Here is a 26,539-nt window from a genome sequence, read left to right as displayed (position 1 = left end):
CGTGCCGCTCATTGAACGGCACGCCGACTGAAACTACGTACGCCGGTGGCGGTGACCGTGGCGGCCACCGCGCTCAGCACCAGAAGACAGATCCAGGCCGGTATGTGCGCGACCTCGGGCAGCATCGCCCCGCGTACCCCTTCGGAGACGTAGGTCATCGGGTTCACGGCGGTGACCGCCTGGAACCAGGGCATCGAGGAGAGCCGCGGCCACGGGTAGTGGATGCAACCGGTCCAGATGATCGGGGTAATGACCAGCGAGAACGTGACGTTGATCCGTTGGATGGGCAGGATCGTCGCCAGCGTCATGCCGATCCCGCCGCCGATCCAACCGCCGAGCAGGACCGTCAGCAGGACCATCGGCAGCCGTTCGGGTTGCCAGGGGGCCGAGCCGACCATCAGCGCGCCCAGCGGGTAGATGAGGGCGGCGGCGATAAGTCCGCGCAGCATCGCGACCACCAGTTTCCCCACCGCCACCAGGTTGGTCGACAGCGGGGCGAGCAGCCGGTCCTCGATCTCGCGGGTGAAACCGAACTCCTTGACCAGCGGCAGCGCGACGCTCTGTAGCGCGGTGGTGAGCGCGGCCAGCGCGATGATGCCGGGCAGGAACAGGTCGGCGAAGTCCCGGGTGACGATGCCCTGCCCGCCGAGCACCTTGACGAAGACGAAGAGCATGAACAGCGGGGTGAGGCCGACCTGGACCAGGATGACCCAGAGTTCCTTGCCGGTGACCAGCAGGTCCCGGCGCAGGATGGCCAGGAACGCCCGGTGGGCGCGGGGTCGCGGGGGTGCCGGCGTGGAGATCGCCGCCGGCACCGGTGGGGCTTCGAGGTCGGTCACCGTGGGTCCCTTCCGGTCAGTCCGATGAAGACGTCTTCGAGGCTCGGCTCGGCGATGTGCACGTCGGTGAGCTTCGCCGACCGGGTGGTCAGCACGGCGAGCGCCGGCCCGAGCACGGCCGCCGGATCGGTGGCGAGGTGCAGCCGGATCCGTACCCGTTGGCGCCCGCCGGGGTCGGGGGCGAGCGTGGCCACCGACCGCTGTCGGGCCAGCGCGGCCAGTGCGGCGGCCGGCGCGCCCGAGCCGAGACCGAGCCCGGCGCCGAAATCCGGGCCCGGTCGCCCGGCACCCGGCCCGGCGGCCGGCGGCGCCGCCGGGGCGAGGCGTTCACCCTTGCGTACGCCGGGAACCTCCGACAGCGTCCGCAACAGCTCGTCCGGATCGTCGGGCCCGGCCGGCGTGACGGTCAGGTCGAGGATCGAGCGTCCGCCGAGGCCCCGGACCAGGTTGCCCGGTGTGTCCAGGGTGAGCAGCCGGCCGTGGTCGACGATGCCGACCCGGTCGACCAGGGCGGCGGCCCCGTTCATCTGGTGGGTGGTCAGCACCACCGTCACGCCGCGTCCGCGCATCTCCCGGATCCGGCCCCAGATGAGGCGCCGGGACTGCGGGTCCAGGCCGTTGGTGGGTTCGTCGAGGAAGAGCACCGCCGGCTCGTGGATCAGCGCGCGGGCGATCATCAGCCGCTGCGCCATGCCGCCCGAGTACGCCTCGATCCGCTTGTCCGCCCGGTCGGCGAGGCCGAAGCGGTCCAGCAGCTCGTCCGCGCGGGTGTTGCGTACGGCGCGGCCGACGCCGTGGTACGCCGCATGGAACAGCAGGTTCTGCCGTGGGGTCAGCGCCCGGTCCAGGTTGTTGTGCTGGGGGACGACGGCCAACTGGGCGCGGGCCGCGACCGGGTCACCGAGCACGTCGACCCCGCCGACCACGGCCCGGCCCGCCGTTGCCCGCAGCCGGGTGGTGAGGATGCCGATGGTGGTGGACTTGCCGGCACCGTTCGGCCCGAGCAGCCCGAAGATCTCGCCACGGGCCACCGTGAACGACAGCCCGTCCACCGCCGGGGTCTTGCTTCCCGGATAGCGTTTGACGAGGTCGACGACCTCGACCGCGGCCGGGGTGCCACCACTGCTCGGCATCTGCTGCTCCCTGTCCTGGGTTGTCGGGTGGGTGGGTGCCGGTGTAGCTCAGCCGCCGGTGCGGTGGTGTGCCTCGAAGAAGCGCCAGATGGTGTCGGTGGCGTTCGGCGCGGTCGCGGGCGGATCCAGGTCGAGCAGGCGTCGTGCCTCGGGCGCGGGGCCGGCGGCACCGGGCCACTGGTGGCCGGCGTCGGCGACGGTGATCAGCTCGACCGCCCGCCCATCGGGGCAACCGGCGGCCGAGGTGGTGACCGGGCCCGAGGTGGTGGTCACCGGCGCGTCGCAGCCGCCGATCGTGCGCCACCGTGCGAGCAGTTCGGGTGTTGCCGGACCGTCCATCCGGACGGGGTTGCGGCCGGTTCCGCCGTTGTCCCGTCGGCCCGGTCCGCCGGCGTACGGCACGGTCCGGTCCGCCGTACCGTGGATGTGGATCACCGAGGTCGGTGCGGGTGACGGGCACGGGCCGAGCTGGGTCGCCGCCACCGGCCCGATCGCGGCGAACAGGTTCGTGTCGCAGGCCAGGCGGTAGGCGAGCATTCCGCCGTTGGAGATCCCGGTGGCGTAGACCCGGTCGCGGTCGACCGGGAGCCGGTCGGCCACGGTGTCGACCAGTTGCCGGATGAAGGCGACGTCGTCCACCCCGTCACGGGCCGGTGGACCGCAGCAGTCCGGTGCCACCGCCCAGGTGCGGCTGAGCCCGTCCGGGTAGGCGACGACGAAGCCCTCCCGGTCCGCCTCGGCGTTCCAGCCGTACGAGGTTTCGGCCTGGCTGCCCGTACCGAGCGCGCCGTGCAGCATGACCACGAGCGGCACCGGGGTCGACCGGGCGAGGTTCGCCGGCTGGTAGAGCCGGAAGTCGCGGTCCTGCCCGTCGACCACGACGGTGTGGGTCGACGTGCCGGCCGGCGCGGTCGCCACCGCACCGGCCTCGGGCCGCTGCGGGGTGTCCCGGAACAGTCCGCAACCGGCCGTCAGGGCGAGCACCGCGACGAGCGGCAGGACCGCGAGCGGACGTTGCCACGGGGTACGGCCGCACCGGTCGAGCCGGCCCACCCAACCTGTCCAAGATCTACTGATTTCAGTCATATTCGCACCATGGCATGATGATGTTCGGGGAAGGTAAGGACGAGCGCTGGTCGGTGTATCCGCGAGGTGGCCCCGCCCGTGCCCGCTGACGATGCCGAGCGGGGCCGACCGATCAACAGCGCTGCATGCTCAGCCGGATCAGTTCCCAACCACCCTCGGGAACGTCGTCGTCCGGGTCCGTACGCAGGTTCATCGGATTCGCCATGCCCAGGTACAGGGTCGTCCCGTCGGCGACCATGTTGCGGATCCCGTAGTTCAGATAGTTGCCGAGCCCGCTGTCGTCCACCACCCGGGCCGGCTTGCTGGTCGAGTCGAAGACGAACAGGTCGCCGCCGTACACCGGGGCCGGGGGCGGCGGCGGATCGTCGGCCAGCACCGAGGCGTCACCGAACTCCGCCGCCGCCGGGCCGCTGACCCCCAACCGGCTCGCCGTCTCCTGACCCAGGTCCTTGGAGATGTAACTCCAGTCCATGGTGCCGACGTACAGTTTCCCGCCCGCCACCGCCATCTTCCAGGTGTAGTTGTTGTACGGATTACCCATGCCGGACGGGCCGTAGAGCGGGGTGTAACCGGTCGGGACCGGAGCCCAGGCGCCCGCGCCGCCGTTCCCGGCCGGGTCGTACGCGGGCAGCTGCGGTGCCCCGTACAGCAGGTCCACCCGCTGGTGGCGGTCGCCGAAGCTCTTCCCCCGGAAGATGCTGATCGCCCGCTGGGTGCCGCGCACCGAGGCGCGCAGCGCGGCCTCGTTCGCCGGCGGAAAGGTCGCGATGTGTACGGTGGTCGCCTTCATCGGTACGTGCATCGTGCCCCAGTAGAGGTAGCCGTTGAACGAGGCCAGCCCACCGAGGGCGTAGGTGCGGGCGATGGTCGGGTCCGGCTCGTACTGGTCCACCGTCCAGACCTGGGTCCAGCCGTTCGCGTCGGCCGGGGTGAGGCCGCGTTCCCCCTGCGACAGCTTCGGGCTCATCCACACCCCGGCGACGCCGGGCAGCGGCTCGTCGGTGCTGCCCGGAACGGCGGCGGCGAGGGCGTCGTCGCCGGAACCCGTCCAGGTCGTCACGAAGATCCGTCCGTCGTGCACGGTCAGGTCCGCCGCCTGGGCCGGCAGGTTCGCGACCTCGACGAAACTGAACGGGTTGCTCTTACTACCGGTCCAGCGCAGCACGTGGCCCCGGTTGCCGCCGTTCGCGCCCACCCCGACACCCGCGTAGAGCGCCCCGTCGGCCACCACGAAGTGACGGATGTTGCCGTACGCCGGCAGGTTGACCGAGCCGAGGAAGCCGCCGGTGTGGGTGTCGAAGGCGAACAGGTTGATGCTCTCGCCCAGCGCCGGCCCGCCGAGGAACGCCACCCCCTGATGGGTGCCGGCGGCCCGGATCCCGGCGGTCGAGGCCAGCCGGTTGGCGTCGGTGGTGGAGGCGTTCTTGATCAGGTCGGTCTTTTCCGTCAACCGCTTGGCCCGCTTGTCGTAGGTGTACAACCGGGGCGGACGGTGGTCGCCGAGGGTGGCCGGCAGGGTCGGGTTGCGCTTCACGATCTGGCTCTCGCCGTACTCGCACACCCAGTCGTCGTTCAGGTTCGGCGTCGTGTTGCGCAGGTTGCGCCCGCTGGTCAGGCAGTTGACGTTCGCTCCGGTGCCGAACCAGAGGCTCTGCTCGGTCTGGGTCATGCCCCACAGGTACGACTGGTTCACCTTCGGCTGGCCGGTCGCGCACGGGGGACCGGTCGGATAGGCCAGCCCGACACCGGCGAAGCACTCGTCCGGGGTGCCCTTCCCGAGCAGCTTGCGCTCGTACGTCGGCGGGTGTCCGGCCGACCCCCGCGCGTCCGTGTCCGTCGGCGCGGCGGTGACCGACGACGGTGCCGCCAGCACGTACAGCAGTCCCAGTACGGCGGCCGCGGCGAGCGGTCGCCGGCCCGACATCCGGAATGGTTTCACCAATCGTTCCTCTCGTTCGAACGGATTCGTCAGCGTTCGACGGTCCCGGCGTCGTTTGCCGCCGGAACCGAAGCACTTCGCCGGTGCAACCCGCCCCGATCGGGGCGGGGCGTGCGGTCAGGCCGCGGCGACCTCGCGGGACCGGGCGGGCGCGACCACCCGGCCGGCGACCCGGCGCGCCCAGTCCGCCCAGTCCTCGAACTCCAGGAACCGGCCCAGCCGCCCGAGCTGTTCGACCGGATCGACGACCAGTTCCTCGTAGCTCATCCGGTGCAGGTGACGCGGCGGTAGGTCGGTGAGCGCCTGCTCGGCCTGGCTGGTCAGGAACGCGCTGAGGCCGAGGTAGCGGCGCAGGTCCTGCCCCCGCTCCCGGAGCAGGTCGGCGGTGAGCCGGTCCGGCAGGTACCGTTCCAACTCCGCCGGCACCGACTGGCCGGGCTCGATCCGGAACGGATCCAGCCCGCACCGGCCGAGGAACTCCACCCGGAGCTGGATCAACTGGAACGACGAGTGGTTGCTCATCGACCGCGCCGTCGCCTCCCGGTCGCGGGTCAGGTACACCACCTTCGCCTCGGGAAACGCCCGCAACAGGTACGGCGCGACGTGGCTGGAACCGCCGGACCGCTCCACCCAGCGCTGCTTGCCGGTCACCTCGGCCAGCAGGTCGAGGAACATCCGGTGGTGGTCGCCGACCGACTGGGTCGGGAAGTCCGGCACCCGTACGGCGAGCCGGTCGAACAGGGCGTCCGGGTCGTCGGTGAGCTTCGACAGGGTGATGGCGAGGATTCGCGGCAGCTCGGTCATCCGGTCCGCCCACCGGCCGGTCGGGGGATAACGCACCTCCTTCGGCGGCAGTCCGATCCGGAACAGCGTCGCGAGTTCCGCCTTCGGACTGCTCAGCACCGCCCAGTACGCCGCACCGTCGAGCACTTCGGAGCTGCGCGCCCAGGGCGCGACGGACATGAAGAACTCCTGCGCCGACAGCGTTCCGGGCTGCTCCGCTATCAGGTCGGAGAGCAGCGTCGAACCGCACCGGCCGTTGCTGATGATGATCGACCTGCCGGCGATCGGGGTGTCCATCCGAAGACCTCCTGCACGATGGGTTGTCACGGGGTGGCGGCGGCCTCGGCCACCGCGACGGAACACTCCTCGCGGAGCCAGGCGAGGACGAGCCGGTGTACCGCCTCCGGCCGGTCGATCAGGACCGTGTGCTTCTCGCCGGGTAGGGCGACGGTCCGCGCCTGCGGCAGCAACCGGACCACGGCCGGGGCCAGCTCGACCACCGCCGAGTCCGCGCCGTACAGGCAGAGCACCGGTACGCCGATCGCGCTGATCCGGCCGGCGGAGGGCAGCGCGCTGGCCGGAAGGTCCCGGGCCAGCGTTGTCGTCAGCAGCATCTCGCCGGTCGCCCGCGCCCGACGCGCCACCCGCTCGCCCCGCCCGGCGGTGATCCGCTCCAGCGCCTCCGGTCGGGGCAGCAGGTCGACGGCCCGGTCCAGCCGACGTGCGATCCGGTCCATCCACGCCCTGGTCGGCGGCGAGGACTCGATTGTCGCGATCGAGGCGACCCGGTCCGGGTGGCGGGCCGCGTAGCCGAAGGCGATGGTGCCGCCGAACGAGTTGCCGAGCAGATGCACCGGACCGGTGACGTCGAGTTCGGTCAGCATCGCCGCCAGGTCGTCGACGAAGTCGTCCAGGGTGTAGCCGGTGGGCGGGCGTTCGCTGTGGCCATGGCCGCGCAGGTCGTACATCAGCACCCGCAGTCCGGCGTCGGCCAGCGGCTTGGCCAGCGTGAAGTACCAGCTCGCCAGGGTGTCGGAGGCCATCCCGTGGATCATCACCAGGGTGGCCGGTCCGTCGCCGGTGGCGACCTCGTCCCGCTCGTCGGCCGGTGGATCGAGCTGTTCGACGTGCATCCCGATCCCGTTGGCCCGGATCATCGTCACGAGCCGACCACCCCGACGACGGCGGGCGTGCCGGCACCGGCCTGGGTGTCCCCGGTGGCACCGGCCGGGTCGAGGGAGCGGGTGATGTGCTCGACCAGCTGCCCGACCCGTAGGTCGCCCACGGTCTCCAGGTCCAGCCGGGCGACGAAGTGCGCGAAGTTGACGGTGTTGCCGTACCGGGCCTGCAACCGCCCGGCGAGCGAGACGACGTCGATGCTCTCCATCCCGAGCTCGTCGCGGAAGGTGGTGTCCGGGGTGATCGGGGTGTCGGTGGCGAAATCCCCGAGAACCGCGTGGATGATCTCCGTGAGTTCGGCGAGGATGTCGGCGGTCGAGGCGGCCATGGGGCGTACTCCTTCGGATGTTCGGGAATGGGTGCCGGTCACACGGTTGATCAGTGCCGGGCGTCGGTCTGTGGGCCCCAGGTCCAGGCCACGACGTACCGCCGGGGCGGAAGGTCCTCCGGGTTGCCGACCTCCCGGTGCTCCACCCGGTAGCCGCGACCGTCGACGTGCACCGCCAGCACGGCGTCGTCGGCGCTGGTCACGGTGAGCCGGCGGGGCCGCCCGTCGAGGCCGGTCCCCTCCGCCTTGCCGACCGCCTCCTTGGCGGCCCAGAAGCGGGTGAACCACCGGCGTCGGTCCTCGGCGTCGCCGCCGAGCGAGTCCAACAGGGCGATCTCCGCGTCGGTCAGGGCGAAGCGCAGGGTGCTCTCCGGATGGTCGGCGATCTCGGCGGCGTCGATGCCGACGCCCGGTACGCCGGCCGGCGCCGCCGGATCGCGGGGCTTGGCGATGGCGACCCCGAGCTCGGCGCAGTGCGCCAGCGACACGTCGCAGTCGCGCAGGTCACGACCCGGACGCCCGGACACCCGGGGTCGCCCGTCCGGATCGTTGCCGACCGTCAGCTCGATCGGGTAGATGTCGCGGTGCCCGTCCTCCCACAACCGGAACCGGACGGCGTCCTTCACCGCGATCCGGCCCAGCAGCCACTGTTTGCGGGCCTTGGCCGGCTGCCGTTCGTAATCCGCGTACGCGCCGGAGCCGAGGATGCCGCGGGCGGCCATGCCCTGGGTGACCAGGTCGGTCCAGCAGTCGAAGACCATCGTCCAGCCCTCCGGCTGGATCAGCGACATCGAATGCCGCTCGGGGAACCGCTCCGCCGGCCTGGCCTGTGGGTGGCTGTCGAAGCGCCGGTCGACCGCGCCGTCGATCTGCGCCCACACCCGGTCGCCGTGCACCAGTTGGGTGTCCGCGACGAGTTGGCCGTCGTCGATCGTACGAACCCGGGCGACACACTCGAACGCCGTGCCGGGCTCCGGCGGGGGACCGAAGTACCGGACGTGGCCCAGGCCGACCGGCAGCGCCACGGTACGGAACGGCTGGGTGGTGATGAGCCAGTTGCCGATCAGTTGCAGCGCGTTGTCCAGCAGCGCACCGGGCGGTACGGGAGCGGTCACCACTCCCCGTACGTGCATCTCCCCGAGAGCGTGTACGGCGGTGACCCCCTGGAACTGCGGCCCGTGGAACATCAGCCGCTCCGCGTACATCTCCTCGGCGCTGATCCGGGGCGGCTGCTCGGTGGCCGGATCGTGTCGCCAGACCTCGGGCGGGTCCGTCGGATAGTCGGCGGCGAGTTCCACCGTCGACCGGGCGTACGGTCCGAAGGTGACCGAGACCCGGCCGGGGCCGGACGGCTTCACCGTGACCTCGACATCCTGCCCCGGCTCGGCGATCAGCCAACGGTTGAACCGCGCGTCCCGTACGGCCACCGCCCGCAGGTCGGGTACGGCCCGCTCCGCCGCGTCGACCATGTGCTGGACCAGGGTGGTCGCCGGCACCACCGGCCACCGGTCCTCCACGTTCGGCCAGTCCGGCGGCTGGACGAAGAAGCAGTGGTCCCGCAGGTAGGGCATCGTCTCGACGGAGACCCGGATCGTGAACCGGTGGACCGCACCGGCGTCGCCGGCACCGCCGTTCCCGTTCGCCGTGCCGTTCCCGTTCGCCGTGCCGTTCCCGTTGGGCGTGCCGTTCCCGTTGGGCGTGCCGTTCCCGTTGGGCGTGCCGCTTCCGTTGGGCGTGCCGCTTCCGTTGGGCGCGGCGGGCGGGGTGACCGGGGGCGGCGCGGCGGTCACCGGCCGCGCGACCGGCGGCGGCGGTCGCAGCGCCGGCCCGGCGGCGTCCAGCACGCTCACCGCGTCCCGTGCCGTGTCCTGCAACAGGGCCGCGAGTTCGGCCGCCGCGCTGGATCGCCCGGCCAGCCGGTGCAGCGCGGCCAGTGCCGCCGCCGGGTTGCCACCGGCACCCGCCGGCTCCGGCTGCCGCGTCGCCGGGGCCGTGGCGTCGACCGTGCGGGCCACGTCCGCACCCGTGGCCGGGACGACGGCGGGCAGCCGATCCGGCTGGCCGTCGTGCACCGAGACGCCGAGCAGACCGGCGGCGCCGGCACCGAGCCGTACCAGCGGCCCACCCAGGTCCAGTGGGATCGACGGCCCACGACGTACCGGCTTCGCGGGGGCCTTCGGCCGGGGCGGGTCGAGCGCCGCCAGGTTCGGGCTGCCACCCTCCACCCAGAGCGCGGTGGCGACCCGGCGGAGCTGGTCCAGGCCGCTGCGGTGCTTCACGTTGACCGGCATCGCCAGGTGGTCCCGCCCGCGCAGGTTGTCGCTGATCAGCGAGGCGAGCTGTCCGGCGCCGAGTTGCAGGAAGACCCGTACGCCGGCGTCGTACATCGCCGCGACGGTCTGCCGGAACCAGACAGGTTCCATCATGTGCCGGACGAACAACGCGTTGACCTCCGCCTCGTCGGCCGGGAACGGCGCGGCCAGGGTGGCCGACCAGACCGGGATCCGGGGCGGGTGCACCTCCCACCGGCGCAGCGCCGCCCCGATCGACTGGAGGCCCTCGGCGAAGACCGGGGTGTGGAAGGCCGACCGGAACGGCAGCTTCTGGCACAGCACGTTCTCCGTACGCAACGCCTCGACCAACCGGTCCACCTGGGACTCCGGCCCGTTGACCACCGACTGGGCGGGGGCGTTGTCGTGTGAGAGCACCACCCCCGGGAAGTCGCCGAGCATCGGGGTGACCCGTTCGGCGCCCGCACCCACGGCGGCGAAGACGTACCCGGACACCTCGACCGAGTCGGCGTCGAACATCTCCAGGAACTCGTCCATCGCCGCGGTGCTGATCTGGCCGCTGGTCGCGGCGGCCGTCCACTCGCCGATGCTGTGCCCGGCGACCGTGTCCGGGACCACGCCGATGCGGCGCAGCGACTCGTCGAGCAGGGTGCCCACCTCGATCAGCCCGGCGCCGTGCCGGCCCAGGTCGGTCGCGGACCACTGCCGGTCCGGCAGCCCGAAGTGCGCGGCGATGTCCTCGGTACGCGGGGAGAACTCCGCCTCCAGGCCGGGGAAGACGAAGGCGAGTCGGCCGGTCCCGGCGGCCAGCAGCGGCTCGGGACTGAACCAGATGTCCCGGCCACCCCGCCAGGCCTGCCCACGGGCCACCGTCTTGCGGGCGACGGCGAGCAGCTTGTCGGTCGGGGCGACGATGCCGATCCGGCACCGTTCGGCCCCGGTGGCCGGCCGGTTGCTCCGCGCCCGCTCGGTGCCCAGCGCCCTTACCTCGTGGTCGTCGCGGGACAGCAGGCCGGCCAGTTCGACCGGGTCCGTGGCGGCGAGCCAGAGCACCTGGTCCGGCTCGGCCACCTCGACGGTCGACCCGGTCGGCCGGACCGCCGGTGCCGAGGTCGCCGGTTGCCCGCCGGTTCGCCGGCCGCGTACGCCGCCCGGTTCGGGGGCCTGCTCGACGATGACGTGTGCGTTGATGCCACCGAAGCCGAACGCGTTCACCCCGGCCCGGCGCGGCCCGTCGCCCTCCCACGGTCGGGCGGTCGCGATCGGGGCGAACCGGGTCGCCGCCATCTCCGCCCGTGGATCGTCACAGTGCAGGGTGGGCGGCAGCACCCCCCGGTGGATCGCCAGCGTGGCCTTGATCAGGCCGGCGATGCCGGCGGCCGGCATGGTGTGCCCGATCATCGACTTGACCGACCCGATCACCGGGCGCGCTCCGGCGCCGGAGTGCGGGCCGAAGACCTCCGCGACCGAGACCAGTTCGGCCGCGTCGCCGGTGGGTGTGCCGGTGCCGTGCGCCTCCAGCAGGCCCAGCGCGTCCGGCGCGGTCGGGTCCAGCCCGGCCGCCTCCCAGGCCCGCCGGATGGCCAGCACCTGCCCGGACGAGGCCGGGTTGAACATGCTCGCCGAGCGGCCGTCGCTGGACATCCCGCTACCCCGGATGACCGCGTAGACCCGGTCACCGTCGCGGACCGCGTCGGAGAACCGTTTCAGTACGACCACACCGGTGCCCTCGCCGATCAGCAGCCCGTCGGACTCCCGGTGGAACGGCCGGCTCTCCCCGCGCCGGGACAGTGCCCGCAACTGGCTGAACACCGACCAGAAGCTGATGTCGTGCACGTGGTGCACACCACCGGCGAGTACGGCGTCCAACCGTCCACTGGTCAGCTCGGTGATCGCCTGGTCGACCGCGATCAGCGACGAGGCACAGGCCGCGTCCAGCGTGTACGCCGGCCCGCGCAGGTTGAGCCGGTTGGCCACCCGGGACGCGGCCAGGTTCGGCACCAGCCCGATCGTCCCCTCCGGCTGGTACGGGCCGAGCCGTTCGTCGAACTTCTCGCGTACCAGGTCCAGCCGGCTCTGGTCCAGCTCCGGGATGAGTTCCCGGAGCACCTGGATGACCTGGCTGGACATCCGTACCCGTTGGGCGTAGCGGGCCTGGGCCGGGCTGAGGATGCCGCCGCGCCCGAGGATCACGCCGACCCGGTCGCCGCCGGGCAGCCGATCGGCGCCACCGGCGTCCTCGATCGCGGCGGCGGCCACGTCCAGGGCGATGAGCTGGTCCGGCTCGATCTCCGGCACCGAGGTCGGCATGATGCCGAACCGCAGCGGCTCGAAGTTCGCGAACTCGTCCACGAACCCACCCCGCCGGCAGTACATCCGGTCCGGCCGGTGAGCCTGTTCGGGGTCGTAGAACTCGTCGTCCCACCGGTGTGCCGGCACATCGGTGATCGCGTCGAAGCCGTCGACCAGGTTGCGCCAGTAGCTTTCCAGGTTGCCGGCGCCGGGCATCACCGTCGCCATCCCGACGATCGCGACCGGGTCGCGCCGGTCGGTGCTCGTGTTCATCCTCGACCTTTCGTTCCACCGTCGACGGGCGTACCGGGGGTACGGCGCGGGCGCCGCCGTGTCGCTGGGCGGATCGACGCCCGTCGCCGTATCGGGTGGCGGGTCACCAGCCGGAGGCGGTGTAGACCACGGAGTTGATCTTCGGGTCGCCCCAGGCCAGCTCGCCGAGCAGGCTGAACGCGCCCGACTCGGGATCGATCAGCTCGATGCCCCGGCGCGCGTACTCCCGGCTCAGCTCCTCGCTGACCATCCCGCCGTGGCCGGCACCCGGCGCCCACGGACCCCAGTGCACGGTCAGGCAGCGGTTGCCGGTGCCGGCCGCCCACCGGGCGCCGATCGCGTCGATCGCGTCGTTGGCCGCGGCGTAGTCGCCCTGTCCCCGGTTGCCGTAGGCGGCGGCGATGCTGCCGAACAGCACCACGAAGCGGGGCGCCGAGGTCAACCCGTCCAGCCCGGCGAGCACCGACCGGGCACCGTCCACCTTGGTTCCGAACACCCGGGCGAACGATTCCGGGTCCTTCTCGGCGATCAGCTTGTCCTCGATCACACCGGCGGCGTACACCACACCGTCGACCCGGCCCTGCGTCCGCTCGATGTCCAGCAGCAGGCTCCGGGTCGCCGCCGCGTCCCGTACGTCGAGGGCGTGGTAGCCCACCTCGCTGCCCAGCTCCCGCAGCTCGGCGATGGTCGCCTCGACCTCGCGGGCGGCCAGCACCGCCTGTGTGGTGCGTTCGATCTCCGCCGGTGACCGCAGGCCCCGGCGGGCCAGCGCCGCGCGCAACGAGGTCCTGTCCCGGGCCGACGCCAGGTCCGGATCCTCCGGCCCGGCCGGCAGCGGGGTACGGCCGACCAGCTCGATCCGGCACCGGCTCGCGGTGGCCACCGCGCGGGCGAACCACGGCGTGATCCCCCGGGCGCCGCCGACCAGGACGACCACCGAGTCCCGGTCCAGGCCGATCGCGGCGGCCTCGGCGGCGCCGTCACCGGCCGGCCCGGCGCCGCTGGTCGCCACCGCGCCGAGCGTCACCGGCGCGAGGTCGACCGTGGTCCGCTCGGTGTCTCCCCGTACGACGACCGGTGTGTCCCCGCCGACCAGCAGTTCGTCCACCAGGTGGCGGGCCACCCGCTGCGGATCGGCCGTCTCGTCGACCTCGACGTACCTGGCTGTGACCTGCGGGTACTCCCTGGCGATCGTACGGAACAGGCCGGCGAGCCCGTCGGTGCGGTCGCCGCCGCCGATCGGTCCGGCGGCGATCAGCCAGCGTGGCCCGGCCGCGAGCGCCTGCTTGAGGAACGGGAAGACCTCGGGCAGCAGCGGGGCTCCGGTGCCGGTCAACCCGTCGAGCATGATCAGCCCGTCGAACCCGGAGAGTTGGCCGGCCTGCTTCTCGTCCAGCACACCGGTCTGCCCACCCGCCCCCTGCTCCTGAAGGAACTCGGCGAGGTACGCCAGCGCCGGGCTGGCTCCGGTGATCAGGAAGCTGGTGCCGGCGAGTACGTCGACGGGCTGCCCGGCGAGCGGGGCGTCGGAAGCCGTTCCGGGCGGCGTCGCGAGCACCGTCGCCTGTGGCAGGAGCCGTTTCGGCGTGATCCCGGCCCGGCCGGCGGTCGGCGCCGGTGCGGTGGCGGCCACGGTGTCGGCGGTCGGGACCGTCGACGGTGCGATGGTCGTACCGATCGTGGTGAGCGCCGTGGCCAGGCCCGCCGGCCGGGCGGTCGTCACGGCGGACGCGGTGGCCGTGATCGTCGCGGTCAACGCGCGGGTTCCGGGCGACGCGGTGAGCGCGACGGCCCCCGAGGATCCGGCCGGGGCGGCGTCGCCCTGCATCTTCTGGTTGAGCCAGTCGACCATGGTGCGTACGGTGCGGGCTTTGACCAGGTCTTCGAGTTCGGCTTCGTTGCCTTCGACGGCGAGGCGGAGGCGGGCGGCGACCTCGCCGGCGACTTCGGCGCGTTTGATGGAGTCGATGCTGAGGTCGGCTTCGAGGTCGAGGTCGAGTTCGATGAGGTCGACCGGGTAGCCGGTGCGTTCGCTGATCACGTCCAGGATCGCGGTCTGGAAGTCGGGTCGGGCCACCACTACCGTGCTGGTGGCGACCATCCCGTTGCCGCGCCCCGAGCCGCCCGCCGGGCCGAGTACGGCGGTCGTGTGGATCACGGTCGCCGTGGACCGCATCCTGTGGTTGAGCCAGTCGACCATGGTGCGTACGGTGCGGGCTTTGACCAGGTCTTCGAGTTCGGCTTCGTTGCCTTCGACGGCGAGGCGGAGGCGGGCGGCGACCTCGCCGGCGACTTCGGCGCGTTTGATGGAGTCGATGCTGAGGTCGGCTTCGAGGTCGAGGTCGAGTTCGATGAGGTCGACCGGGTAGCCGGTGCGTTCGCTGATCACGTCCAGGATCGCGGTCTGGAAGTCGAGACCGGCCACGGCCACCGGCGCGGCGGCGACCTCGACCGCGCCCACCGGCGCGATCGAGGCCGCGACCAGGGGCGCGGCCACCATCGCCGGTGTCGTCACCGGGGCGACCTCGCCGCCGTTGCCCGGCAACACCACCGGCTGGTACGCCTGGGACGGTTGCCACACCAGCCGCCCGCCGGCGCTGTCACCGAAGTAGGCGAGCATCACGTCCCGCTGCGAGGCGATCATGTCCCGGCTGGTCCGGAGGAACTCGCTGAGCAACTCGTCCCGGCCGTCCCGGCCACCGAGGCCGGTTCCGTTCGATGCGGTCATCGACAACTCCTTGATCCGTCGTGGGGGTGTCATCCCGCCGGGCAGGCTGTTTCCGAACTGGTCGCGTACGAGCTGGCCGTCGACGGTCCAGATCGGACGTGGGGTCGGCTGGGCCGCGCCGAGGTCCATCGGGTCGCGACCCTGGTACAACCAGCCGGTCCGGACCGGTACGCCGGCACAGGCCAGTTCGGCGACGGTCAGCAGGAAGCCGCGCAGCCCCTCGTCGGGACGCGGCTCGGCGGCGACCGCCAGGTGCGGCCGGTCGCCGAGGATGGCCCGGACCAGCCTGGTGAGGACCTGACCGGGGCCGGTCTCCACGAACGTCCGGGCGCCGCTGGCGTACATCGACTCGATCTGTTCGACGAACCGGACCGGTGCGCCGATCTGCGCGGCGAGCTGGTCGCGTACCCGGTCGGGCGCACCGGCGTACGGGGCGGCGGTGTGGTTCGACCAGACCGGGATCGCCGGTTCGCGTACCGGGACGGCGGCCAGGGCCTCGGCGAACCGGGCGGTGCCGCCGGCCACCACCGGACTGTGGAACGCGCACGCCACGGCGAGGCTCCGGGCCGACAACCCGGCCTCGCGCAGTGCCGCCACCGCCGAGCCGACCGCGGCTGTCGGGCCGGAGATCACCACCTGGGTCGGCGCGTTCCGGTTGGCCAGCACCACCTCGCCGGCCAGCCCCGCCTCGGCGAGCACCTCGCCCACCTGCTCGGCGGTGGCGGTGACCGCGGCCATGGTGCCCGGATCGTCGCCGCTGGCGGCGAGGATGGCGTCGGCGCGTTGCCGGCTGAGCGCGAGCAGGGTCTCCGGGTCGAACGCGTCGGCCACGCAGAGCGCCACCAACTCGCCGTAGCTGTGCCCGCCGGCCAGGTCGGGTCGGATGCCCAACCGCCGGAACAGGTGGTCGACGGCGAGCCCGCCGATGCCCAGTACGGGTTGGGCGACCCGGGTGTCGCGTACCCGGTCCTCCTGCGCGCGGGTCGTCTCGGCGTCGAACGCCGCCGGCGGGAAGAGCAGGTCCGCCCACTCGGCGCCGAGGCGCAGGTAGTGCCGCAGTTCGGGGAACGCCACGAACAGTTCGGCGAGCGCGCCCGGCCGTTGGCTGCCCTGCCCGGGAAAGAGGAAGGCCACCTTTCCCGGTTCCGGCTCCCGGTCGTCCGACGGTTGGACCAGGCCGCGCGCCGGATCGTGCTCGCCGGCCAGCGCCCGGTCGAGCAGGGTGGCGAGTTCGTCCCGGTCGCGGGCGACGATCGCGATCCGGACCGGACCGGTGCGGTGGTCGGACTCGTCGGCCAGGGCGGCGGCCAGGTCGCGCAGGGCCCACGGCCGGCCCAACTCGTCGCGGGCCGACAGCTTCTCGACCAGCTTGCCGGCCCGGACCCGGGCGGCGGCCCGGTCGGCGCCGCGCAGGCAGAACAGTTCCGCCGGCCAGGTCCGCCGGGTGTGCCGGGGTTCCGGGCTGTTCGGGTACGCGCTCAGCACGGTGTGGAAGTTGGTGCCGCCGAAGCCGAACGCGCTCACCCCGGCCAACCGCTGCGCCGCCGGGGCGACCCACGGCCGGGCGCCGGTGTAGAAGGTGAACGGGCTGCGGTCCGGGCTCCACGCCGGGTTGGGCCGGGTCAGGTGGATCGTGGGCGGCTTGACCCCGGTGTAGAGCGCGAGGCTCGCCTTGATCACGCCGGCCAGCCCGGCCGCGCACTTGGTGTGCCCGATCTGCGACTTCACCGAGCCGAGCGCGCAACTGCCGGGTTCCGCGCCGGCCTCGTCGAAGAACCGGGTCAGGGTCTCCAGTTCGGTACGGTCACCGACGACGGTGCCGGTGCCGTGCGCCTCGACCAGGCCGATCTGCTTCGGCGAGATGCCGGTACGGTGGTAGGCCCGGTCCAGCGCCCGCCGCTGCCCGCTCGCCCTCGGGGCGGTGAGTCCGAGGGCCCGCCCGTCGCTGGAACTGCCGACGCCCTTGATCACGGCGTAGATCCGGTCGCCGTCACGTTCGGCGTCGGCCAACCGCTTCAGGACGACGCAGGCCACCCCCTCGCCGAGGGCGATGCCGTCGCCGGTGCTGTCGAACGTACGGCAGCGGCCGGTCGGGGAGAGCGCGTGCGCGGAGGTGAACATGAGGTAGTCGTTGATGCCGTTGTGCAGGTCGGCACCACCGCAGATCATCAGGTCGCTGCTGCCGGCACTGAGTTCCTTGCAGGCGGCGTCCATCGCGGCCAGTGACGAGGCGCAGGCGGCGTCGATGGTGTAGTTGGGCCCGCCCAGGTCGAGCCGGTTGGCGACCCGGCCGGCGATGACGTTGGCCAGCACACCGGGGAAGCTGTCCTCGGTGACCGTGGGGAGCAGGTCCTCCAACTCGGCGGGCACGTCACCGAAGTAGGCCGGGAGCATGGTCCGCAACGTCTGGGCGTGGCCCATGTCGCTGCCGGCCTCGGCCCCGAACACCACCCCGGTCGCGCTGTGGTCGACACCGTCGCCGTCGTACGGGTAGCCGGCGTCGACCAGCGCCCGGTGGGCCACCTCCAGGGCGAGCAACTGGGTCGGGTCGATGCTGCTCAGCGCCGCCGGGGGGATGCCGTAGCGGATCGCGTCGAACGGCACCGGGTCGATGAACCCGCCCCATCGGGAGACACTGATTCGGCCGGTCTGTCCGGGCCCCACCTCGGGTGCGTAGTAGTTGTCGACGTCCCACCGGTCGGCCGGTACCTCGGTGACCGCGTCGGTGCCGCCGAGCACGGTCTGCCAGAAGCTGTGCAGGTCGGGGGAGCCGGGCAGGACGCAGGACATGCCGACGATGGCGATGTCCAGCGGAGCGGGCGGCTCCTCGACCGGGACGGCCGGCGGGGTGAGTTCGGCGCGCAGGGCGGCGGCCCGTACGGCGTGGTATTCCACCGCCTCGGTGGTGACCTGCGCGTGCAGCTCGGCGACCGTGGTCGGTGCGTGCCGCAGCACGGCGACCTGACCGGCCATGAACATCCCCTCGACGGCCTGGACCGTCTCGTCGACCTCGACCAGGCCGGTGTCCTCGCGGCGCACCCCCTTGCTGGCGATCCGCAGCCGTCCGACGTTCAGCAGCTCCAACTGCTCCCACACCCGGCGGTTCTCGACGCCGGCCGACTCCAGTTCCTCCCGTACGCCGTGGAAGTCGTCGACGAACGGGCTGGGCAGGCAGCGGGTGGCGTGTCCCGGGGCGGTCTCCAGCAGCGACGTGCCGGTCGCGGCGATCGCCTCGCGGTGGAACAGCGGCTGGATCGCGCCCTGCTCGACAGCTTCGCGGGTGAACAGGTACGCGGTCCCCATCAGCAGGCCGATCCGGGCTCCGCGCCCGGTCAGCGGTGCCGCCATCGCCGCGACCATCGCCGCCGACCGCGCGTCGTGGATGCCGCCGGCGAACAGGAGTTGCAACTGCCCGGCGTCCTCCGGCGAGTCCGCCAGGAACTCGTCCAGGACCAGCAGTTGGGCCTCCCACAGCGGGAAGCTCGCCCGTGGTCCGACGTGCCCGCCGCACTCCGCGCCCTCGAAGACGAACTTACGCGCTCCCGAGCGCAGGAACTGCCGCAGCAGCCCCGGCGAGGGTACGTGCAGGAAGGTGTTGATCCCCTCCTGCTCCAGCACGGTGGCCTGGGCCGGCCGTCCACCGGCGATGATCGCGCAGGCCGGTTTGATCTCGCGGATCGCGTCGAGCTGTGCCGCGCGCAGTTCGTCCGGTGCGAAGCCGAGCACACCGACGCCCCAGGGCCGGTCGCCCAGCCGGTCGGCGGTCTCCCGGAGCACCCGGCGGGACTGTTCGGCACCGGACAGGGCGAGCGCGACGAAGGGCAGCGCCCCGTCGGCGGCGACCGAGGCGGCGAACGGGGCCTCGTCGCTGACCCGGGTCATCGGGCCCTGCACCACGGGTATCCGTACGGCGAGGGCGTCGGCGAGGGCGGCGCCCGGCGCCAGCGCGTCCCCGGCGCCCGGTTGCGCGATCGCTTCGAGCAGCGTGGTCCGGATCGCGCGTACGGCGGCGGCGGTGTCCGGCCAGCGTCGGGCGAAGACGGCGGCGAGCCAGCCGTCCTGGCCGATCGGCAGCAGTGCCGAGGCGGTGTCGTGCGGTCCACCCCGGCGGATCCCGCGTACGCCGTCGACCAGCACCGTCTCGGACCCGTCCAGCCGACGGATGGTGCGCCGTACGTCGTCGGGCAGTTCGGCCTCGGGCATCAGGGTGAGCTGGCTGTCCAGGACGACCCCGGCCGCACCGCCGATCAGGCAGGCGACGGCGGTACGGGGACCGATCCCGCCGGCCACCCAGATCGGCAGGTCGATGCCGTCGGCCGCGGCCAGTTGCTGGAGCAGGACGAACGAGCTGAGTTCGCTGACCTTTCCGCCGCCCTCCATGCCCCGCGCGACGAGCCCGTGCGCCCCGGCGGCGGCCGCCCGGTGGGCCTCGTCGAGGCTGGTCACCTCGACCAGCACCCGGTACCGGTCGACGGCGGCGGCCAGGTCCCACGGCGTGTCCAGCGGTACGACGAGGAGGTCCACCCGGCCGTGTCCGGCCCGCTCGACGTCGGCCGGGGTGGCGGCGCAGCCGGCCGGCACCCGTACGCCGATCGGCTCGTCCGATCCGGCGGTGGCCTGGGCCAGGCAGGTGAGTGTCCAGCTGTCGCCGGAGGCGAGGTCCAGTACGCCGTGGCCGCCGCCGCGGCGGGCGGCGGTGGCGATCCGGGGACTGGGTTCGAGGAGGCTACCGGCGCTGATGGCGATGACCAGATCACGCGTGTTCGGTGCAGGGCTCATCGGACTCCCACTTCATCGGGCGGCGGTTCTCGGACGCGACAGAATGGATCAAATGATCAACCGAGGGGACCCGCAGTCAATAGGCGCTAATCGATCTCGCGCCCCAATTAAGTTAGGGGAGCTTGGTTACAGGCTAGTTAAATCTCTCTAACCAGGGCGCCTGGCGGTCAGTTTTTCCGGCGACCCCGGCGGTGTGCCGGACATTTGATGCCCGTCAACGGCCCGTCGCCGGGAGCTGGTCACGAGGTGGGCGGTTATCTGGCGAGTGTTGGGCGGCACTGTTACGTATCGACCTACTTTGATTGCCGAAATGTTACCTGCCACTCGAAAAGAGTGATGTCGATCACTATCTAGTTGGCCGATCGGAATTGCGAAAGCACTCTTGTTCGGTCGGTTTGGTTCCTAGAACCATTCCTATCTGATGGGTATGAAAATGGTTCGGGCGGGCCCGGCTAATTGGTCGGGACAGCGATCGGAGGGAGGTGAATCGGCCGCGAGAAGGCCCGGTCGCCGCACGCCCGGACCGGAACCTCCGACCCCTTCCCCACCTGCACCCCGACGAACTGGTGGTCCCTCATGCGCAAAATCCTCCTGCTGGCCCTGGTCGGTCTCGGCGCGCAACTGGTCGACGGCAGCCTCGGCATGGCCTACGGCGTGACCTCCACGACCCTGCTGCTCGCCGTCGGCGTCCACGCGGCCGCCGCCTCGGCGACGGTCCACCTCGCCGAGATCGGCACCACGCTCGCCTCGGGCGCCGCGCACTGGCGGTTCGGCAACGTCGACCCGAAGGTCGTCGCCCGGATCGGCATCCCCGGCGCGATCGGTGCCTTCGCCGGAGCCACCCTCCTGTCCAGCCTCTCCACCGACTCGGCGGCTCCGATCATGTCGCTGATCCTGCTCGGCCTCGGTGGCTACCTCCTGGTCCGCTTCACCACCTTCGACCTGCCGAAGGACAACGTGGGCAAGCCGCTGCGCAAGCGGTTCCTCGGTCCACTGGGCCTGCTCGCCGGCTTCGTCGACGCCACCGGTGGCGGCGGCTGGGGGCCGATCGGCACCCCGGCGATCCTGGCCAGCGGCCGGCTCGAACCACGAAAGGTCATCGGATCGATCGACACCAGCGAGTTCCTGGTCGCCGTCGCGGCGAGCCTCGGGTTCCTGGTCGGGCTCGGCGCGGAGAACATCAACCTCGGCTGGGTCCTCGCGCTGCTGATCGGCGGCGTGGTCGCCGCACCGATCGCGGCCTGGCTCGTCCGCAGGGTCCCGCCCCGGGTCCTCGGCTCCGCGGTCGGCGGCATGATCGTCCTGACCAACAGCCGAACCCTGCTCCGCAGCGACTGGCTCGACGCCCCGTCCGCCGTCCGGTACGGCTGCTACGCGGTGATCCTCGCGGTGTGGGCGGCGGCGGTCACCCACTCGTTCCGGCAGCACCTCGGGCAACGGCGGCGGCAGCCGGTAGTGGTCGGTGGTGATCCGGAGTCCCGGACCGGCTGACCGTGGACCCGCCGGACCCCGGCCGGCGGTGCTCCCGGCGCCGTCCACCGGCACGGCCGGATGCCCGACCCGCTGTCGTGGGCCGGGCATCCGTTCCGGTCGGGGGACTACCCGTTCACCAGTAGAGAGTCGTCGAGACGTTGAATCCGGCCCGGACCGGGTTGGTTGTCGGGAACGAGAAGACCTCGCCGTACCACGGCGGTGGCCCCGGGGGCGGCGGGATCGGTCGACGCCACCACCAGAAGAACCACCACCAGATGTTGTTGCCGCACCAGGCCACGTACACGTAGTCGTCGACGACGGTGAGCGAGATCGCGCCGCCGGGCCGGGCGATTCCCGGCTGGCTCGCGACCGCCGGCTCGGTCCAGCCGCCGGCGAGGTTGGTCGCCACCCGGATCGCACCGTCGGCGGCGGCGAAGAAGACGGCCAGCCGGCCGTCGGTGAACTGCGCCGCCGCGAGACGGGCACCGGCCGGCGCCGCACCCACCCCCGAGATGGCCACCGGCTCCCACGGCTCCGGATGGGGCACGGCGGAAAGGCCGACCCGCCACAGCCGTCCGTCCTGGCCGGTGAAGAACGCGTGCGGGCTCGTGGTGGAGGCCGTGGCGACGCCGCCGCCGGGCGGCGCCACACCGGCCGGACTCACCGGGAACGTGGACCAGGCGCCCGTGCCGCCGCGCCAGACCGAATGCACGGCGCCGTCCACGCCGACGAAGACGGCACCCGGCAGGTAGGACTGCCGGGTCGCGGCGACGACCGCGCCGGGCGGTGCGATCCCGACGGCGGAGACCCGCCGTGGTCCGGCTCCCGGCTGTACGCGCTGGAGGTACGACGTGCTGTAGATCGCCCCGTCGTAACCGACGAAGAAGACGTGTACCGAGTCCTGGGTGCTGATCGAGCTCACCTGTCCGCCCGGAGGCGCCAGCCCGGCCGACCCGTCGAGGAAGATCCTGAAGCCGGAACCGGCGGAGCTGGTGGATCCGGCGACGAGCCCGCCCTGGTTGCCGATGACGAAGGTGGCGACGTTCCCGTCCGGCTGCCGGGCCGCGCTGACGGCCGCGCCCGGCGGCGCGATCACGGTGCCGCTGACCGGACCGGATCCGCCCGACGACCCTCCGGGCGACGCCGAGTAGAGGCGGCCGTCCGCGCCGATGGTGAAACCGAGCAGCTGCGACGCCGCGACCTGCGCGGCTCGCGCGGGTGGTGCTCCGATCGGTGCGATGGCGGTCGCCACCGCGACGCCGACCGCGACCGCGATCCGGAAGCGTCTGGTGTGGGTCTGGTTCACGGAGGTCCCTTCACTCTGGGTACGAACCGGAGACAACAGATTCTCCATTGGGAGGCCCCGACAGCCAGCATTCGAGCAAAGTGCAAGCCATTCGTGAATTGCCGTCGGAATCCATTGACGAAAACGGTCAGGGATGCACCACCAGCCACCAAAATGCCTGGTCACACGCTGTGTGGCTGTTCGGGTCGTGCATATCCGGACGGCGCCCGGAAACCCCCGGCCGGTACGGTGGCCGTGACCTGCGCCAATTGCGCCGGTGCCGGTACCGCTATCCGGGAATCGGCCGGACAGCGATTTCGTACGGCAGGATCGTGACGTGTGGACCGTTACCGACGAGCCGATCCCGGACTATTCGTCGCTGTCCGGCGGCAGTTTCCTCCGGACCTGCGCGGCGTCGGGGTGGCCGAGCCGGTCGAGGATGTCGACGGCTTGCCGCCAGGCGGTGCCGGCCCGGTCGGGGGTGCCCGCGACGTGGTGGGTGTCGCCGAGGTGCGTCCACGTGGTGGCCTCGAAGTACCGCTCCCCGGCCTCCTGCCATAGCGCGAGCGCGTGCTCGTAACAGTCGACCGCCTCCCGGTGGTGGCCGAGGTGGTGGTGCGCGTAACCGAGGCTGTCCCAGGTGTGGGCCTGCCAGTACCGGTTGCCGGTCCGCTGCTGCGCGACGAGCGCCCGCTCGCAGTAACCGAGCGCCCGCCGGTGGTCGCCGAGCTGTATGTGGTACCAGCCGATGTTGTTCAACGCGTTGGCCGCGCCCTGGGTGTGACCGGCGGCTTCGAACAGGTCGAACGCCCGTTGCGCGTGGTCGAGCGCCGGTCGGTAGTGGCCCTGACGTTCGGCGAGGATGCCGAGGTTGAGCTGGGTACGGGCGCTGCCGACGTGGTCGCCGAGCTGACCGTACAGGTCGAGGGACCGGTCCAGGTGGGCGCGGGCCTCGTCGTGGTTGCCCAACCGCAGGCACGCCACCGCCCGGTTGCGGTGGACCCGGGCCTGGCCGTTGCGGTCGCCGGCCCGGGTCGCGGCCTCCAGCGCGAGCTGCTGTACGCCGGACTGCTCCTGCCAGGCACCCAACCGGTCGAGGTACGTGTTCAGGGTGCAGGCGAGCTGCCAGGCGTGGGTGTCGAAGCCGGTGCCGGCGGCGAGTGCGGTGGCGGCCAGCAGCGCCCGGTGCTCGGCGCTCAGCCAGGCCCAGGCCTGGTCCCGGTCGGCCAGTTCGGGGGTGACCACCCCGTCGTGCACGGCCGGCAGGCAGATCGAGTCCCGGTGCTGGTAGAGCAGCAGGTCGGCGGCGTGCGCGGTGTGCAGGTAGTGGTCGAACAGCCGGCCCAGCGCCGCTTCGCGTACCGGGTCGGGATCGTTGGTGTCGAGCTGTTCGAGCGCGTAGGCACGCAGGAGGTCGTGCAGCGCGTACCGGCCGGGCAGGGGTTCGGCCAGCAGGTTCGCCCGGGTCAGCGCGGCCAGCGGTGCCCGTACCCCGGCGACCGGAACCCCGGTGAGGCTGGCGGCGGCCGCGATCGACAGGTCCGGGCCGGGGTGCAGCCCGAGCAGGCGGAACAGCCGCGCGGTCGGCGGGTCCAGGCCGCGACAGGACCAGGAGAAGACCGCCCGTACGTCGGCGGTCGCCTCGCCCCCGGTGAACCCGTCGAGGCTGCCCCGGCCGCCCTGCAACTCGTCGGCCAGCCGGCCCAGGCCGAACTCCGGGTGGGTCGCCGCCCGTGCGGCCACGATGGACAGTGCCAGCGGCAGCCCGGCCGAGGCGGCGGCGATCCGGTCCACCGCGTCCGGTTCCCGCGCCACCCGGTCCGGCCCGAGCCGGCGGGACAGCAGCTCCCGCGACTCCGCCGCCGGCAGCAGGTCCAGGACGAGCGGATGCGCTCCCTCGGCCGCGACGAGTCCCGGTAGCTGGTTGCGACTGGTCACCACCACCAGGCAACCCGTCGAGCCGGGCAGCAGCGGTCGCACCTGGTCGGCGTCGCGGGCGTTGTCCAGCAGCACCAGCATCCGCCGGCCCGCCAGCAGGCTGCGGTAGAGCGCCGCCTGCGCGGTGAGCCCGACCGGGACACGCTCCGGCGGCACTCCGAGGGCGTCCAGAAAACCCCGGATCGCCTCGTCCGGGCTCAGGATCGGTGCGGTGGCGTCGAAACCGCGCAGGTCGACGTAGAGCTGCCCGTCCGGGAACCGGTCCGCCACCCGGTGCGCCCAGTGCAGCGCGAGCGCGGTCTTGCCGACCCCGGCCGTACCGCCGATCGCCGAGATCAGCACCGTGCCGGGTGCGCCCGCCGGCTCGGTGAGCAGCCCGGTCAGGGCGGCGACCTGTGCCGTCCGGCCGGCGAAGTGCCGCACCGCCGCCGGTAGTTGCCGGGGCACGACCCATGCCCGGGTGACGGGTTGTTGCTCCGGGGCCGACGCCTCCGGCCGCCGCTGTGGTGTGGTGCCGGCGGCCCGACGACCGACCTCGCTGTGGGAGGCCCGACGACCGACCTCGCTGTGGGAGGCCCGACGACCGATCTCGCTGTGGGCCGCGCCGGCGACCCGGTCACTCGCCCGCAGGCCGTCCGCCGCCCGCAACAGCCGCCAGTGCTCCGCGTCCCAGCGGGCCAGGTCGGTCAGTTCGGCCGGCAACGGGGTGCCGGCCTGTTCGGCGTACGCGGAGCAGGCGCTGACGTACGCGGCGACGAACGGCCAGTCGGGCAGTGACTTGGCGTTGAGCTTGTCGCTGAGGGTGGACCGGGCGAGTGGCTGCCGCAACCGGGCGGAGACCGCGACCAGTGCGTTCAGTGACGGTGCGCCGGCGAGCTGCCGAAGCCGCCGGAGTTCGTCGACGAACCGGACCAACACCTCCCGGCCGGCTTCCCCCATCCCGCACCCTCTTCCGGCATCCGGTACCCGACCTCGGAAGGTCCTGCCCAGAGTAGCCGAACGAATTCACGCAATTCGATGGTGATCGGCGCGCAGGTCCACGGCGTGGTCGCGGGCCCACTGCGCGAACGAACGGCCGGGGCGCCCGGTCACCTGCTCCGCCGTGGGCAGCGGGCCGAGGGTGGCGAGGTCCAGCTCCTCGATCGACTCCGGGTCGGCCTCGTCGCCCGAGTAGGTCTCGAACCCGAGCAGGAAGTCGGCGTTGTCCGCGGCGAAGCCGCCCTGCTTCAGGTAGATCTCCCGGGCCTGCGCGGGGGTCACCACGTCCAGCCGTACGTAGCGACCGATCGCCGACGCGATGGCGCGCACCTGGTCCCGGCGGCTGATCAGCTCCGGCCCGTTCAGGTCGTACGCCCTGCCGTGGTGCCCGTCCCGCAGCAGCGCGGCGGCGGCGACCTCGGCGATGTCACGCTCGTGCACCGGACACCACGACACCTCGGGAAAGGGCTCGTGGACCACGCTCTCGGACCGGATGGACGGACCCCACAGCCAGAGCCGGTTCAGCATGAACTCGCCGGGGCGCACGTGCGTCCACTCCAGACCGGACTCTTCCACCGCCCGCTCCACCGGAAGGTGGAAGTCGGTGTCGAAGCCGCCGGTCACCGCACCGGAGGAGAGCACCACGAAACGTCGTACGCCGGCGCGCTTCGCCTGATCGACCACCTCGCGCGCGGTCTGGGCAACCGGAAAGAGGTACATCCGATCGACGCCGGCCAGGGCGCCCGCCAGGGTCGGCGGCTCGGCGAGGTCGCCGTGCACCACCTCGACGCCGGCCGGGAACCGGGCCGACCGGGGCGCGCGGGTCATCGCACGTACCCGCGCGCCGGCCTCGACCAGCCGCTCGACCACGAGCCGGCCCACGTGTCCGGTCGCGCCGGTCACCAGAATTGTCATTGGGTCCTCCCCTTTTCGGTGGTGAGAATGTTCGGCGCGCACGCCGAACGGCGCACCGGTTGGTGCGCTGCTCGGTGTGTCGGTCGATGGCGGACCCGCGCTCGAACTGACCCATCCTTATCCGGAAGGCGGTGGTCCGGCAAACGCGAACAGGCTGTTCATGTTCGTTCTGACCTGCGGAAATAACTCTCGGTGCGCGGGCAGTCTCGTCAATACGACATCCTCGTCGAGCGCCAACGGGCGGCGACTGTCCCGGTCGGTCGGGACTCCGGTCACTGGTGGACCGGGACGCCCCTTCGG

General features: G+C 72.4%; 13 protein-coding genes. 1 reads left to right on the top strand and 12 read right to left on the bottom strand.

Annotated elements, in window-relative coordinates; translation table 11 throughout:
• Positions 1–8: 8 nt before the first annotated feature.
• The 9 genes from OG792_RS18775 to OG792_RS18735 all read right to left on the bottom strand — a co-directional run bounded on the left by OG792_RS18775 (position 9) and on the right by OG792_RS18735 (position 19,650).
• Positions 9–839: an ABC transporter permease gene (locus OG792_RS18775; protein ID WP_329100619.1), complete on the bottom strand. Its 831-nt coding sequence runs from the start codon at positions 837–839 to the stop codon at positions 9–11.
• Positions 836–1,972 (bottom strand): ABC transporter ATP-binding protein, encoded by a 1,137-nt coding sequence (locus tag OG792_RS18770; protein ID WP_329100616.1) that lies wholly within the window; start codon positions 1,970–1,972, stop codon positions 836–838. Before OG792_RS18770 ends, OG792_RS18775 begins: the two co-directional genes overlap by 4 nt.
• 48 nt (positions 1,973–2,020) lie before the next feature.
• Complete coding sequence (locus tag OG792_RS18765) at positions 2,021–3,058, bottom strand: extracellular catalytic domain type 1 short-chain-length polyhydroxyalkanoate depolymerase (RefSeq protein WP_329100615.1); 1,038 nt, start codon at positions 3,056–3,058, stop codon at positions 2,021–2,023.
• A 112-nt stretch (positions 3,059–3,170) separates the two neighbouring features.
• Positions 3,171–4,997 (bottom strand): hypothetical protein, encoded by a 1,827-nt coding sequence (locus OG792_RS18760; RefSeq protein ID WP_329100613.1) that lies wholly within the window; start codon positions 4,995–4,997, stop codon positions 3,171–3,173.
• A 117-nt stretch (positions 4,998–5,114) separates the two neighbouring features.
• Entirely contained in the window at positions 5,115–6,077 is a 963-nt protein-coding gene (locus OG792_RS18755) for a hypothetical protein (RefSeq protein WP_329100611.1), read from the bottom strand.
• A gap of 26 nt (positions 6,078–6,103) precedes the next feature.
• Positions 6,104–6,937 carry an alpha/beta fold hydrolase gene (locus OG792_RS18750; RefSeq protein ID WP_329111318.1) on the bottom strand — a complete coding sequence of 278 codons (834 nt, stop codon included), beginning with the start codon at positions 6,935–6,937 and terminating at the stop codon, positions 6,104–6,106.
• A 2-nt stretch (positions 6,938–6,939) separates the two neighbouring features.
• A complete protein-coding gene (locus tag OG792_RS18745; RefSeq protein ID WP_329100609.1) occupies positions 6,940–7,287 on the bottom strand; it encodes an acyl carrier protein in 348 nt (115 codons plus the stop codon).
• 50 nt (positions 7,288–7,337) lie between these two features.
• Positions 7,338–12,143, bottom strand: a complete 4,806-nt coding sequence (locus OG792_RS18740; RefSeq protein ID WP_329100607.1) for a polyketide synthase — start codon at positions 12,141–12,143, stop codon at positions 7,338–7,340.
• 103 nt (positions 12,144–12,246) lie between these two features.
• Positions 12,247–19,650, bottom strand: a complete 7,404-nt coding sequence (locus OG792_RS18735; RefSeq protein WP_329100605.1) for an SDR family NAD(P)-dependent oxidoreductase — start codon at positions 19,648–19,650, stop codon at positions 12,247–12,249.
• A 576-nt stretch (positions 19,651–20,226) separates the two neighbouring features.
• Between OG792_RS18735 and OG792_RS18730 the strand changes: the two genes are divergently transcribed.
• The gene (locus tag OG792_RS18730; RefSeq protein WP_329100603.1) at positions 20,227–21,141 is read left to right on the top strand and encodes a sulfite exporter TauE/SafE family protein; all 915 of its coding nucleotides are present in this window, start codon (positions 20,227–20,229) and stop codon (positions 21,139–21,141) included.
• 115 nt (positions 21,142–21,256) lie between these two features.
• Here the strand turns inward: OG792_RS18730 and OG792_RS18725 are convergent, their stop codons facing one another.
• From OG792_RS18725 to OG792_RS18715, 3 genes are all read right to left on the bottom strand, one after another.
• On the bottom strand, positions 21,257–22,429 hold the full coding sequence (locus tag OG792_RS18725; protein WP_329100601.1) for a hypothetical protein: 1,173 nt from the start codon (positions 22,427–22,429) through the stop codon (positions 21,257–21,259).
• Positions 22,430–22,777: 348 nt separating this feature from the next.
• The gene (locus OG792_RS18720) at positions 22,778–25,285 is read right to left on the bottom strand and encodes an ATP-binding protein (RefSeq protein WP_329100599.1); all 2,508 of its coding nucleotides are present in this window, start codon (positions 25,283–25,285) and stop codon (positions 22,778–22,780) included.
• 66 nt (positions 25,286–25,351) lie between these two features.
• On the bottom strand, positions 25,352–26,239 hold the full coding sequence (locus OG792_RS18715) for an NAD(P)H-binding protein (RefSeq protein ID WP_329100597.1): 888 nt from the start codon (positions 26,237–26,239) through the stop codon (positions 25,352–25,354).
• Positions 26,240–26,539: the final 300 nt, after the last annotated feature.

It is taken from the genome of Micromonospora sp. NBC_01699 (assembly GCF_036250065.1).
Lineage (GTDB): Bacteria > Actinomycetota > Actinomycetes > Mycobacteriales > Micromonosporaceae > Micromonospora_G.
Note: the sequence above shows the minus strand (reverse complement) of the source record. Positions and strands in the feature narration are given on the sequence as shown.